At 65.0% G+C, this 13,309-nt stretch carries 14 protein-coding genes; 13 read left to right on the top strand and 1 reads right to left on the bottom strand.

What is annotated here, in order from left to right; translation table 11 throughout:
• Positions 1 to 111: 111 nt before the first annotated feature.
• Complete coding sequence (locus tag ACGLHR_RS27825) at positions 112 to 1,185, bottom strand: MBL fold metallo-hydrolase (RefSeq protein ID WP_400097497.1); 1,074 nt, start codon at positions 1,183 to 1,185, stop codon at positions 112 to 114.
• 246 nt (positions 1,186 to 1,431) lie between these two features.
• Between ACGLHR_RS27825 and ACGLHR_RS27820 the strand changes: the two genes are divergently transcribed.
• From ACGLHR_RS27820 to ACGLHR_RS27760, 13 genes are all read left to right on the top strand, one after another.
• Positions 1,432 to 1,869: a MerR family DNA-binding transcriptional regulator gene (locus ACGLHR_RS27820; RefSeq protein ID WP_400097495.1), complete on the top strand. Its 438-nt coding sequence runs from the start codon at positions 1,432 to 1,434 to the stop codon at positions 1,867 to 1,869.
• 85 nt (positions 1,870 to 1,954) lie between these two features.
• Positions 1,955 to 2,413, top strand: a complete 459-nt coding sequence (locus ACGLHR_RS27815; RefSeq protein ID WP_267605179.1) for a PaaI family thioesterase — start codon at positions 1,955 to 1,957, stop codon at positions 2,411 to 2,413.
• Positions 2,414 to 2,466: 53 nt separating this feature from the next.
• Positions 2,467 to 3,648 (top strand): isovaleryl-CoA dehydrogenase, encoded by a 1,182-nt coding sequence (locus tag ACGLHR_RS27810; RefSeq protein ID WP_400097493.1) that lies wholly within the window; start codon positions 2,467 to 2,469, stop codon positions 3,646 to 3,648.
• A gap of 160 nt (positions 3,649 to 3,808) precedes the next feature.
• Positions 3,809 to 5,653 carry a bifunctional isocitrate dehydrogenase kinase/phosphatase gene (gene aceK / locus ACGLHR_RS27805; protein WP_400097491.1) on the top strand — a complete coding sequence of 615 codons (1,845 nt, stop codon included), beginning with the start codon at positions 3,809 to 3,811 and terminating at the stop codon, positions 5,651 to 5,653.
• Positions 5,650 to 6,321 (top strand): carbonate dehydratase, encoded by a 672-nt coding sequence (gene can, locus ACGLHR_RS27800; RefSeq protein WP_267605182.1) that lies wholly within the window; start codon positions 5,650 to 5,652, stop codon positions 6,319 to 6,321. The genes aceK and can overlap by 4 nt, the downstream gene beginning before the upstream one ends.
• 93 nt (positions 6,322 to 6,414) lie before the next feature.
• Positions 6,415 to 7,611: an acetyl-CoA C-acetyltransferase gene (locus ACGLHR_RS27795; RefSeq protein WP_400097489.1), complete on the top strand. Its 1,197-nt coding sequence runs from the start codon at positions 6,415 to 6,417 to the stop codon at positions 7,609 to 7,611.
• Between the two features lie 92 nt (positions 7,612 to 7,703).
• Complete coding sequence (locus tag ACGLHR_RS27790; protein WP_400097487.1) at positions 7,704 to 8,384, top strand: SDR family oxidoreductase; 681 nt, start codon at positions 7,704 to 7,706, stop codon at positions 8,382 to 8,384.
• A gap of 60 nt (positions 8,385 to 8,444) precedes the next feature.
• A complete protein-coding gene (locus ACGLHR_RS27785) occupies positions 8,445 to 9,575 on the top strand; it encodes an acyl-CoA dehydrogenase family protein (RefSeq protein WP_267605185.1) in 1,131 nt (376 codons plus the stop codon).
• 100 nt (positions 9,576 to 9,675) lie between these two features.
• Positions 9,676 to 10,359 (top strand): 2-hydroxychromene-2-carboxylate isomerase, encoded by a 684-nt coding sequence (locus ACGLHR_RS27780; protein WP_400097485.1) that lies wholly within the window; start codon positions 9,676 to 9,678, stop codon positions 10,357 to 10,359.
• Complete coding sequence (locus ACGLHR_RS27775) at positions 10,356 to 11,045, top strand: HAD family hydrolase (protein WP_400097483.1); 690 nt, start codon at positions 10,356 to 10,358, stop codon at positions 11,043 to 11,045. The genes ACGLHR_RS27780 and ACGLHR_RS27775 overlap by 4 nt, the downstream gene beginning before the upstream one ends.
• The gene (locus ACGLHR_RS27770) at positions 11,042 to 11,461 is read left to right on the top strand and encodes a YchJ family metal-binding protein (RefSeq protein WP_267605188.1); all 420 of its coding nucleotides are present in this window, start codon (positions 11,042 to 11,044) and stop codon (positions 11,459 to 11,461) included. The genes ACGLHR_RS27775 and ACGLHR_RS27770 overlap by 4 nt, the downstream gene beginning before the upstream one ends.
• The gene (locus ACGLHR_RS27765; protein WP_400097481.1) at positions 11,458 to 12,159 is read left to right on the top strand and encodes a glutathione S-transferase family protein; all 702 of its coding nucleotides are present in this window, start codon (positions 11,458 to 11,460) and stop codon (positions 12,157 to 12,159) included. The genes ACGLHR_RS27770 and ACGLHR_RS27765 overlap by 4 nt, the downstream gene beginning before the upstream one ends.
• Positions 12,160 to 12,220: 61 nt before the next feature.
• The gene (locus ACGLHR_RS27760; protein WP_318233956.1) at positions 12,221 to 13,120 is read left to right on the top strand and encodes a prolyl oligopeptidase family serine peptidase; all 900 of its coding nucleotides are present in this window, start codon (positions 12,221 to 12,223) and stop codon (positions 13,118 to 13,120) included.
• Positions 13,121 to 13,309: the final 189 nt, after the last annotated feature.

Here is a 13,309-nt window from a genome sequence, read left to right as displayed (position 1 = left end):
CCGAAGGGGAGGTGAAACTGCAGTTGCTTTTGAAGTTAAGCCGTTGAAGTTGAAGCTGATTTTGCAGTTGCAGTTGCAGTTGCAGTTGCAGTTAAACCCCAATGCCCACCACTAAACCTTAAACCTCACAATCCCATCCCCCCCAATCTCCCGCCTGACTTCCCCCGCATGCCACAACACATGCAAGTGCGCCAGCGCCTCGCCCATCGCAAACGTCATCTGGTGAATATCAAACTGCCGGTTGAAAATCACCCCGACAATGTCATGCGCATTGCAGGCCTTCTCCACGCAGGCCGCCCGCGTCTCGGCAAGCCGCTCCACATGGTGCTGGCGCAACTGCTCGATGCGGATATGCAGGTTCCGGAACGGCCGGCCGTGCGACGGCAGAATCAGCACGTCTTCCGGCAGCGGCTCGTACTTGCCCAGGGAATCCAGGTATAGCTTGAGCGGATTGGCTTCCGGCTCCATGTCGAACACGCTGACATTGGTGGAGATGCGCGGGAGCACCATGTCGCCGGAAATCAGCACATTCAAGGCGGCGTTGTAGAGGGCGACGTGCTCGGGCGCGTGCCCGAAGCCAGTGATCACTCGCCAGCCCGACTTGGCCGGGTCGGTGCCGATATGCACGATGTCGCCGTCCATCATGCGGCGGTACTGGGTAGGCAGGTCCGGCACCAGCGACGGGTAGTAGCTCTTGCGCGCGCGCAGTTTTTCCAGGCTGTCAGGGTCCGTCAGGCCGTGGCGGGCGAAGTGGCTGGCCGCGAAGTCGCCGCCGGCGTTGGAGCCGACGCCGCTGCCGCCACCCATCACGCGGGCGTTCATGTAGTCGCCCAGGCTCATCCACAGGCGGGCGTCCCAGCGCTTGCACAGCCAGTGTGCCAGCCCGATGTGGTCGGGGTGGCAGTGGGTGGCCAGCACGCGCAGCACGGGCAGGCCATCGAGCTCGTTGGCGAACACGGTCTCCCAGTGCGCCTTGATGGTGTCGTTGGTGACGCCGCAATCGATGATGGTCCAGCCGTCGCGGCCTTCGAGGCGGTCGCGCACCAGCCACAGGTTGATATGGTCCAGCGCGAAGGGCAGCGGCATGCGCAGCCAGTAGACGCCGGGGGCCACTTGCTGCCGCGCGCCGCCTTCAGGCAGGGTTTCGCCAAACGGGTATTGGAGTTGGTGTTCGAGTGCGTTCATGAAGAGTCTCTCGGGGTCTGAAGCCCTGTGCGCGCGGTGCCGGGCGCAGGCGGGCTTTCTCGTTGTCACGGTAGCCGTCGCAAGATGGCGGCTTGCACGTCACGGTTGCATGTCACTGTTGCACGTCAAGGTTGCCATCGGCTTTGCTTGACGCTAACGTTAACGTCAATTGGGGCGGGCTTTTTCAATATTAAGCGAAAACTTCATTCCATACCGAACGACCGTTCACTTTTTTACCGGGCCATCATGCCAGACTCGCCAGCCACGCCAACCTACACCATCACCGATCTCGCCCGCGAGTTCGACGTGACGCCGCGTGCGATCCGTTTCTACGAGGACCAAGGCTTGCTGTCGCCGGAGCGCGAAGGGCCGACCGGGCGCAAGCGCGTCTATAACGGGCGCGAGCGCACGCGCCTGAAGCTCACGGTGCGGGGCAAGCGTCTCGGGCTGACACTCAACGAAATCCGCGAGATCCTCGACCTGTACGAGTCGCCGCGCGACACCGCGCCGCAACTGGAGCGCTTCCTGCACGCGCTGGCGCATCACCGCGGCACGCTGGAGCGCCAGCTCGAGGACCTGCAGGCGCAGCTAGCCGAGATCGACCAGCACGAGCGGCAGTGCCGGGCGTTGCTGGCGACGCATGCGTGCGAAGCATCACCGTCGGTGGCGGGAAAAAGCGCCTGATAGACCATTAATCCGGTTTCGGTATCGGATTTGATTGACGTTTACGTAAACGTAAATAGAATAGTTTCTCAATCGAGGAAAGCCCATGCCCCAAGCTGTCGATGCCACGCCTTTGTCCGCCGAGCGCGCGGATGCCATTGCCACCAGCTTCTCCCGCCAGGGCCTGATGACCACCTTCGGCGCGGCGCTGACGCGGGTTACGCGCGGCGAGGTGGAGATCGCCATGCCATGGTCCGAGGGCGTGACCCAGCAGCACGGTTTCTTCCACGGCGGCGCCGTGGGCGCGCTGGCCGACAGCGCCTGCGGCTACGCCGCGCTGTCGATGGTGGGGGACGGGGAGGCCGGGCTGACCGCCGAATACAAGATCAACCTGCTCTCACCCGCCCAGGGCGAGCGGCTGGTGGCGGTGGGCCGCGTGCTCAAGCCCGGCCGCACCCTGATCGTGGCGCAGGGCGACGTGTATAGCGAAACCGACGGCGTGCGCAAGGCGGTGGCCACCATGCTGATGACCCTGTGCGTGGTGCGCACGCTGGGCCACGTCTGAGCGCCAACTACAAAACAAGAAGACAAGAAGACCGATTCCACCAGGAGACCGCCATGACCGACCTGCCAGGCCTGAAGTTCGACTTGGGCGAAGACATCGAGATGCTGCGCGACACCGTGCGCAACTGGGCGCAGGCCGAACTGGCCCCGCGCGCGGCAGAGATCGACCGCACCGACCAGTTCCCGATGGACGCCTGGAAGAAGATGGGCGACCTCGGCGTGCTCGGCATCACGGTGGCAGAGGAGTACGGCGGCGCCAATATGGGCTACCTGGCCCACATGATCGCCATGGAAGAGATCAGCCGCGCCTCGGCCTCGGTCGGCCTGTCCTACGGCGCGCACTCCAACCTGTGCGTGAACCAGATCCACCGCAACGGCACCGCTTCGCAGAAGGCGAAATACCTGCCCAAGCTGGTCTCCGGCGACTGGATCGGCGCGCTGGCCATGAGCGAGCCCAATGCCGGCTCCGACGTGGTGAGCATGAAGCTGCGCGCGGACTTCAAGGGCGACCACTACGTGCTCAATGGCACAAAGATGTGGATCACCAACGGCCCGGACTGCGATGTGCTGGTGGTCTACGCCAAGACCGAGCCGGACCTTGGCGCGCGCGGCATGACCGCCTTTATCGTCGAGAAGGGCATGAAGGGCTTCTCGGTGGCGCAGAAGCTGGACAAGCTCGGCATGCGCGGCTCGCACACGGGGGAGCTGGTGTTCCAGGACGTGGAAGTGCCGGTGGAGAACATCCTTGGCGGCGAGAACCTGGGCGCCAAGGTGCTGATGAGCGGGCTGGACTATGAGCGCGCGGTGCTCTCCGGCGGCCCGGTAGGCATCATGCAGGCGTGCATGGACGTGATCACGCCGTACATCCACGACCGCAAGCAGTTCGGCCAGAGCATTGGCGAATTCCAGCTGATCCAGGGCAAGGTGGCTGACATGTACACCACGCTGCAGGCGGCACGCAGCTACCTCTACACGGTGGGCAAGAATCTCGACTCGCTCGGCACCGAACACGTGCGCCAGGTGCGCAAGGACTGCGCCGCGGTGATCCTGTACACCGCCGAGAAGGCAACCTGGATGGCCGGCGAATCCGTGCAGATCCTGGGCGGCAACGGCTATATCAACGAGTACCCGGTGGGCCGCCTGTGGCGCGACGCCAAGCTGTACGAGATCGGCGCCGGCACCTCGGAAATCCGCCGCATGCTGATCGGGCGCGAGCTGTTCTCGCAAACCATGTGACGCAGGCGCTGCACGCGGCCGGGCGCGGTGGCGCGAGGCGGCAGCGCCAGCCTAAGTGCCCTGCCGCCTGCGCCGAATTGACCGAAAGAGCACTCGCCCTACCGCCGAACCAATTTACAATCTCCGGAACCACCTCTAGTTTTAGTCACCGGTCTGCGACATGTCCCACTTCCCCAAGCTGCTGTCCTCGCAGATCGCCTACGACGTGGCCCGGACCATGCTGGACGGGTTTGACAAGCACTACCGGCTGTTCCGCGAGGTGAGCCACCAGGCCAAGCTGAAGTTCGAAGCGGCCGACTGGCATGGCCTGCTGCAACTGCAGCGCGACCGCATCGACTTCTACAACGAGCGGGTACGCGAAACCAGCGTGATCCTGGAAGACGAATACGACGCGGAAAATATCGAAGACGAGATCTGGCAGCAGATCAAGCTGCACTACATCGGCCTGCTGACCAATCACCACCAGCCCGAACTGGCCGAGACGTTCTTCAACTCGGTATGCACGCGCATCCTGCACCGCTCGTACTTCAACAACGACTTCATCTTCGTGCGCCCGGCCGTCTCGACCGAGTACATCGAGAACGAGGAGTCGCCCACGCGGCCGACCTTCCGCGCCTACTATCCGGGCAGCCGCAAGGGCATGGCGGCGTGCTTCGAGCGCATCGTCCACAATTTCCAGCTCGAGCGCCCGTTCGACGATCTCACGCGCGATATCGGCTATGTGGTGCGCGCCGTCACCGAGTATTTCGGCGACTTGCGCATTGCGCCGAATTTCCAGATCCACGTGCTGTCGTCGCTGTTCTTCCGCAACAAGTCGGCCTTCATCGTCGGCCGTATCCTGAACGCCGACCGCACCTACCCGCTGGCGATTCCCATCGTGCACACGCCAGGTGGCAAGCTGTCGCTCGACACGGTGCTGCTAAAGAAGGTGCAGCTGCTGATCCTGTTCTCCTTCACGCACTCGTACTTCATGGTCGACATGGAGATCCCGTCGGCGTACGTGACCTTCCTGCGCGACATCATGCCGCGCAAGCCGCGCGCTGAAATCTATACCTCGCTGGGCTTGCAGAAGCAGGGCAAGAACCTGTTCTACCGGGACTTCCTGCATCACCTGCAGCACTCCTCGGACAAGTTCATCAGCGCGCCCGGCATCAAGGGCCTGGTGATGCTGGTGTTCACGCTGCCGTCGTACCCTTACGTGTTCAAGGTGATCAAGGACTACTACCCGGCGCCCAAGGAGACCACGCGCGAGCTGATCAAGTCCAAGTACCAGCTGGTCAAGCAGCACGACCGCGTCGGGCGCATGGCCGATACGCTGGAGTACTCCGACGTGGCCTTCCCGCTCTCGCGCTTCGACGATGCGCTGGTGCGCGAGCTGGAGCTGCATGCGCCGTCGATGATCGAATACCAGCGCGGCAAGGATGGCGGCGAGGAAATTGTCGTGCGCCACGTGTATATTGAGCGCCGCATGACGCCGCTGAACATCTGGCTGCAGGAAGGCTCGGATGCGCAGGTCGAGCACGGCATCGTCGAGTACGGCAACGCCATCAAGGAGCTGATCGCCGCCAATATCTTCCCCGGCGACATGCTCTACAAGAACTTCGGCGTGACGCGCCACGGGCGCGTGGTGTTCTACGACTACGACGAGATCGAGTACATGACGGACACCAATGTCCGCCACGTGCCGCAGCCGCGCAACGAGGAGGAGGAAATGTCGGGCGAGGTCTGGTTCAGCGTGGGACGGCACGATATCTTCCCCGAGACATATCGCACCTTCCTGCTCGGCGACGCGCGCGTGCGCGCTGCTTTCCTGCGGCACCACGAAGACTTTTTCGATCCTGCCATGTGGCAGGCTCACAAGGACCGGCTGCTGGCCGGGCAAATCCATGACTTCTATGCCTACGATATTTCTGAACGCTTTATCCATCGCTATGCCGCCGGCAGCGGCGACGCCAAAGCGCGCGCGCACGGCAACGAACATGCTCCAGCAAGGAGGGTCGCATGAGTGACGCCATCGCACAGCTATTCCGCAACAACCGCGAGTGGGTGGACCGCGTCAATGCGGAAGACCCGAGCTTCTTCATGCGCCTGGCCAACCAGCAGGCGCCCGAGTACCTGTGGATCGGCTGCTCCGATTCGCGCGTGCCGGCCAACCAGATTCTCGGGCTGGCGCCTGGCGAGGTGTTTGTCCACCGCAATATCGCCAACGTCATCGCCCATAGCGACCTCAACGCGCTATCCGTGATCCAGTTCGCGGTGGAAGTGCTCAAGGTGCGCCACATCACCGTGGTGGGCCACTATGGCTGCGGCGGCGTCAAGGTGGCGCTCAAGCGCCAGCGCATCGGCCTGGCCGACAACTGGCTGCGCCATGTGCGCGACGTGGCCGACAAGCACGGCGCCTACCTTGGCACCATCACCCGCGAGGAAGACGCGCACACGCGCCTGTGCGAGCTCAACGTGATCGAGCAGGTCAACAACGTGTGCCAGACCACGGTGCTGCAGGACGCGTGGGACCGCGGGCAGGCGGTCACGGTGCATGGCTGGGTCTACGGCGTGTCCGACGGGCTGCTGCGCGACCTGGGCATGGCCGCCAGCAGCAACGACGAACTGCACGCCCAGCTTGAGGCCGCCTACCGACAGTTCGGCGATCCGCCGCAAGCATCGATCCGCTAGCCGTTCGTCATCAGCCAGGCAGCAAGCACAGAGAGATTTCCGGAAAGAGCCAACATCGCCGCCAGTCAGCGCCCCAATCATTGGAGACATACCATGCATGATCCCGTTGTCATCGTATCCGCCGCCCGCACCCCCATGGCGGCTTTCCAGGGCGAGTTCGCCGCGCTGACGGCGCCGCAGCTTGGCGCCACCGCCATCCGCGCCGCAGTTGAGCGCGCCGGCCTGACGCCGGAGCAGATCGAGGAGGTGGTGTTCGGCTGCGTGCTGCCTGCGGGCCTGGGCCAGGCGCCGGCCCGGCAGGCTGCCCTGGGCGCTGGCCTGCCGCTTGGCGTGGGATGCACCACCGTCAACAAGATGTGCGGCTCCGGCATGCGCGCCGCCATGAATGTGCATGACGCGCTGATCGCGGGCGCATTCGAGATCGGCATTGCCGGCGGCATGGAGAGCATGACCAATGCGCCGTACCTGGTGCCCAAGGGCCGCGGCGGCTACCGCATCGGCCATGGCATGATCTTCGACCACATGATGCTGGATGGTCTGGAAGATGCCTACATCAAGGACGAAAATGGCGGCGGCCGCTCGATGGGCACCTTCGGCGAGGACTGCGCGGCCAAGTACAAGTTCACCCGCGAGGCGCAGGACGCGTTCGCCATGGAAAGCGTGCGGCGCGCCCAGCAGGCCACCGAGCGCGGTGACTTCCGCTGGGAGATTGCGCCGGTGACGGTGCCGGGGCGCGGCGGCGACACCGTCATCGACACCGATGAAGGCCCGCGCCGCATCAAGGTCGACAAGATCCCTTCGCTCAAGCCCGCCTTTGCCAAGGACGGCACCATTACCGCCGCCTCATCGTCGTCGATCAACGATGGCGCGGCCGCGCTGGTGATGATGCGCGAATCCACCGCCAAGCGGCTTGGCCTGGAACCGCTGGCCCGCTTGCTGGGTCACACCACGCATGCGCAGGCGCCCGGCTGGTTCACCACCGCGCCGGTGGAGGCGATGAACAAGCTGTACCGCAAGCTTGACTGGACCACCGACAGCGTCGACCTGTTCGAGATCAACGAAGCGTTCGCCGTGGTGCCAATGGCCGCCATGCACGACCTCAAGATCCCGCGCGACAAGGTCAACATCCACGGCGGCGCCTGCGCGCTGGGCCACCCGATCGGTGCCTCGGGCGCGCGCATCATGGCTACGCTGATCGGCGCGCTGCGCAAGACCGGCGGCAAGCGCGGCGTGGCCAGCCTGTGCATCGGCGGGGGCGAAGCCACCGCCGTGGGGCTGGAGATCGTTTGATCTAGCAACGCCGGCTGCATCGACAGCCATGGAGCGGCTGCCGCCCCGTGCGGCAGCCAGGCCGTAACCAACATAGAAGAAGGAGTACCGCCTTGCCAACTGCTCTCATCCTTGGTGCCTCGCGTGGCATCGGTCTCGAATTCGTGCGCCAGTACCGCGCCGACGGCTGGCGGGTACTGGCCGTCGCGCGCAGCGACGATGGCGTAAAGGCCATCGAGGCGCTCGGCGCGGAGGCGCTGCGCGCCGACCTGACCGACGCGGGCCAGGTCGCCGGGCTGGGCTGGAAGCTGGACGGCGAGTCCATCGACGTGGCGATCTACAACGCGGGCGTGATCGGCCCGCGCACCGAAGGCGCGCAGCCGGTGACCCGTGAGGACTTCGACAAGGTCATGCATGTCAACGTGCTGGGGCCGATGATGGCGCTGCCGTTGCTGCTGCCGCTGGTCGAGGCCGGGCGCTCGGGCAAGGGCGGCGTCCTGGCGGTGCTGGCCTCGCGCATGGGCAGCATCGGCACCATGGACAGCAACCGCAGCTGGCTCTACCGCGTCAGCAAGGCGGCCGCCAACGCGGCACTCAAGGCCACCTCGCTCGACGCGCGCCACGCCACCTGCCTGGCCTTCCACCCGGGCTGGGTACAGACCGAGATGGGCGGCAAGGAAGCCGATCTCACGCCGCAGCAAAGCGTATCCGGGATGCGCAGCGTGATTGCCGGCGCGACTCGGCAGGACAACGGCGGCTTTCGCAACTACGATGGCAGCGTGATCCCGTGGTGAGCACCGCTTCTGTTGTTTTCTTTGCCACGGCCGTCGCCGCTACCCGCTTGGTGATCTGACATGCTGCTCACGCCAGAACAGGAAATGATCCGCGACGCCGTGCGCCAGTTCGCACAGCAGGAGATCGCGCCGCACGCCGCCGCATGGGATCGCGACAAAACCTTCCCGCAGGCGGTGCACCGCGAGCTGGCCGCGCTGGGCGCGTACGGCGTGGCGGTGCCCGAGCAGTACGGCGGGGCCGGACTCGACTATCTCTCGCTGGCGCTGATCCTGGAAGAAATTGCCGCCGGCGACGGCGGCACCTCCACCGTCATCAGCGTCAACAACTGCCCGGTTTGCAGCATGTTGATGGCCTTCGCGAGCGAGGCGCAGAAGCAGCAGTGGCTGGTGCCGCTGGCGCGCGGCGAAATGCTCGGCGCCTTCTGCCTGACCGAGCCGCACGTGGGCTCGGATGCCGCCGCGCTGCGCACCAGCGCGGTGAGGGATGGCGACGACTACGTGCTCAACGGCGTCAAGCAATTCATCACCAGCGGCAAGAACGCCGACGTGGCCATCGTGCTCGCAGTCACCGACAAGGCGGCGGGCAAGCGTGGCATCAGCGCCTTCCTGGTGCCCACCGCCACGCCCGGCTATATCGTCGCGCGGCTCGAGGAAAAACTCGGCCAGCATTCGTCGGACACCGCGCAGATCCTGTTCGAGGATTGCCGCGTGCCGGCAGCCAATATGCTGGGCGAGGAGGGTGCCGGCTACAAGATGGCGCTGTCCGGCCTGGAAGGCGGACGCATCGGCATTGCCTCGCAAAGCATCGGCATGGCGCGCGCGGCGTTCGACGCGGCGCTGGCCTATGCCAAGGAACGCGAGAGCTTCGGCCAGCCGCTGTTCGCGCATCAGGCCGTGCAGTTCCGCCTGGCGGACATGGCGACCAAGATCGAGGTGGCGCGGCAGATGGTGTGGCACGCCGCGTCGCTCAAGGACGCGGGGCGGCCTTGCCTGAAGGAGGCCGCCATGGCCAAGCTGTATGCCAGCGAGATGGCCGAGGAGGTCTGCTCGGCCGCCATCCAGGTCTTCGGCGGCTATGGCTATGTCAGCGATTTCCCGGTCGAGCGCATCTACCGGGATGTGCGCGTGTGCCAGATCTACGAGGGCACCAGCGACATCCAGAAGATACTGATCGCGCGGGCGCTGGCCTGAGGGCGGCTTGCGTGCAGCACGGAACCAACCAGTTGGCGCATCATCGAATCACCGAAGTATCGAACCCAAACGGCCAGACGCCAGGAGCCCCCAGACAACAATGACTGCTGCCATCGATTTCTACTTCGATTTCTCCTCGCCCTATGGCTACTTCGCCAGCACGCGCATCGACGAGCTGGCGCAGAAATACGGGCGCATCGTCGCCTGGCATCCGATCCTGCTCGGCGTGGTGTTCAAGACCACCGGCAGCTCGCCGCTGCCGCAGGTGCCGCTCAAGGGCGACTATTCCTGGCGCGATTTCGAGCGCACCGCGCGCTTCCACAATATCGAGTACGAGCGCCCGACGCACTTCCCGCTGCCCACCACGCAAGCCGCCCGCGCCGTGCTGTGGCTGCAGAACCATCATGGCGACGATATCGCCACCGCGTTCGCCAAGTCGGTTTATCACGCCCTGTTCGTGGACGACATCAACATCGCCGAGCCGGCCGAGCTGGTAAAGCTGGCCGGGCCGCTCGGCATCGACGCGCACGCCATGGATGCCGGCGCCAGCAGCTTCCAGATCAAGGACCAGCTCAAGGCTGAGATCGACGTGGCCATGGCCAAGGGCGTGTTCGGCTCGCCCTTCGTGATCATCGACGGCGAGCCGTTCTGGGGCTTCGACCGCTTCGACCAGATCGAGGCACACCTCAAGAGCAAGCGCCCCACGGAACTGCGTGCCGTGCCGGGCAAGGACAGCAACACAGACAGCAGCACAGACAGCAGCAAGGAAAAGAAACCCGCATGAATGCCAGCATCAAGCCGATCCGCCATCCCCGCTTCGATTGCGTGATTTTCGATTGCGACGGCGTGCTCGTCGACAGCGAGCCCATCGTCAACCGCGTGCTCAACGAGATGCTCAATGAGCTTGGCATCCGCATCTCGATCGAGGAATCCACCAAGTGGTTCCTTGGCCGCGCGGTGCGCGAAGAGCTCGACAACATCGCCAGCCGGCGCGGCTCGCCGCTGCCGGAAAACTGGCTGTCGGAGTGGATTGTGCGTCGCAACGCAGTCCTTGAGGCGGAAGTGCAGGCGGTGCCGCATGTTCGTGAAGCGGTCTGCGCGATCGTGGCGGCAGGCTTGCCGATCTGCCTGGCCTCGGGCGCGGATCGCATCAAGGTCAAACTGCAGCTGATCCGCACCGGCCTGGTGGAGCTGTTCCAGCAGGACGAGCGCGAGCATATCTTCTCGTCCACCGAGGTCGAGCGCAGCAAGCCCGCGCCCGATGTCTACCTGCTGGCGGCGCGCACCATGAACGTGGAACCGGCGCGCTGCGTGGTGATCGAGGATAGCCCGACGGGCGTGACCGCAGGTGTTGCCGCGGGCATGACCGTGCTCGGCTACGCCGCGCGCAACGCGGCGCAATCGCTGATGGCCGCCGGCGCTGTAGCGACCTTCACCGATATGCGCGAGCTACCGGGGCTGATCGGATGAAGGCGCGCGCGTCCGGCACCGGCGGCTGCCCATGCGGCGGGGGCGACTATGCCACCTGCTGCGGGCGCTTTCATCGCGGCGAGGCGCTGCCGTTCAACGCCGAGCAACTGATGCGCTCGCGCTATAGCGCCTATGTGCTGGGCGACGTGGACTGGCTGCGTCATACGTGGCATCCATCCACCTGCCCGGCCGATCTCGCCGCGGACACGGACACGCGCTGGCTCGGGCTGGCCGTCAAGGCGCATGCGCAGCAGGACGAGACGCATGCCCAGGTGGAATTCGTGGCGCGCTACAAGGTGGGCGGGCGCGCCTGGCGGCTGCACGAGCGCAGCCGCTTTGTACGCGAGCCGCGCAGTGCCGGCGAGGCGCCGCGCTGGCTCTATGTCGATGGCGAAATGCTGGGGGAGACACCATGACGGAATCGATGGCTGCTGGCACCGCGCAGGAGACCGCGCAAGACACCGGTTACCTGCTGTATGGCTTCGCGCAGTCCGGCAACACCTACAAGGTGGCATTGCTGCTGGAAACCGTCGGCGTGCAGCGTGGCCGAAAGCTGTGGACGCCGCGCTTCGTCGACTACTTCAACGGCGAGACGCACACGCCGGAGTACCGCGCCATCAACGAAATGGGCGAGGCGCCGGTGCTTGAGTTCGATGGCCGCCGCCTGTCGCAATCGGGCGCCATCCTGGACCTGCTCGCGCAGCGTCTCGACATCTACGGCCCCGCCAGCGAGGCCGAACGCACCGAGGTCTTGCGCTGGCTGCTGTTCGACAATCACAAGTTCACGTCCTACACCGCAAGCTACCGCTTCCTGCGCGCCTTCGCCAAGGCGCCGGACCCGGCCGTGCTGCAGTTCCTGCGCCAGCGCTGCGAGGGCGCGTGGAATGTGCTCAACACGCATTTGTCCGGACGTCCCTACGTGCTGGGCGAGCGCTTGACCATCGCCGATTTTTCGCTGGCAGGGTACGTGTTCTACGACGACGAGATCGGCGTGCATTGGCGCAAGGAGTATCCGCATATCCACGCCTGGACCGAGCGGCTGCGTACGCTGCCGGGCTGGCGCCATCCTTACGATCTGTTGCCGGGGCATCCGTTGCCCAAGCGCACGGGCTGAAGGGGCAGCGGGCAGGGCAGCGACGCCGCGCACGGCGGTGGCAACCAAGGAGCAGGCAATCATGAGATGGATGCATCGGCTGGCCCTGGCCCTGCTGTTGACCCTGCCATTCACCGGCGCCATGGCCCTGCCTCCATCCACGAAGCAGGCCCAGGCACCTGCGACGATCGCCGCCATCATCCCCGGCGCCTCGGAGCAGATCGCGATGGTTCCCAAGCCCGGCATCATGTTCTCGCTGGAGCTGGAGACCACCGTCTTCAAGCCACCCGGCGACGGCCCGTTTCCGCTGGTCGTGATCAATCACGGCAAGGCGGCCGGCAAGCCGGCCTTCCAGTCGCGTGCACGCTACCTCGTGCAGAGCGCGGAGTTCGTTAAGCGCGGCTACGTCGTGGCGCTGCCGATGCGCCAGGGCTTTTCCAAATCCGGCGGCGCGTATATCGGCGGCGGCTGCAATGTCGAGAGCAACGGCGTGGTGCAGGCCGAGGACGTGGTGGCCACGCTCGAATACATGGCCGGGCAGCCCTATGTGGACAAATCGCGCATTGTGGTGATCGGCCAGTCGCATGGCGGGCTGACCACCATGGCCTTTGCCACCATCGCATATCCGGGCGTGCTGGGCGTGATCAATTTTGCCGGCGGCCTGCGCGACGAATCCTGCAGCCGCTGGGAATTCAACCTGGTGGACGCGTTCAGCGACTACGGCAAGAAGGCGCGCTATCCCTCGCTGTGGCTGTATGGCGATAACGACAGCTACTGGCCACAGCCCCTGCCGGCAAAATTCTTCGAGGCCTATACGGCGCAGGCGCATGGCCCCGCCGCCAACGCCCGCATGGTGGATTTCGGGACCTTCGCAAGCGACTCCCACACGCTGTTCGGCGCACGGGCGGGCGTGCCGGTGTGGCTGCCGGAGGTCGAGCGGTTCTTCAAGGAGATCGGGCTTTCGTTCGATCCGCAGCCGTGATGGGCAATTTTTTTCGATAGGTGGATGGAATCGCCCGCCGCATGCGGCGACGCGAGGTGGAGATAGGCGCACGCAAGCGTCAGGATACGAGGCGGTTACGTACTTCTTCGTGCTTTGTCGCTCAACGTGTTGCCAACGTGTAAATCCGGCGCTGTTTGCCAATTCACCAGGTAGCTCCCTACCATGACT

The organism is Cupriavidus sp. CuC1, from assembly GCF_044627735.1.
GTDB classification, from domain to species: Bacteria; Pseudomonadota; Gammaproteobacteria; order Burkholderiales; family Burkholderiaceae; genus Cupriavidus; species Cupriavidus ulmosensis.
The sequence above is the reverse complement of the archived record's forward strand: the minus strand, read 5'-3'. Positions and strand labels throughout refer to the sequence as shown.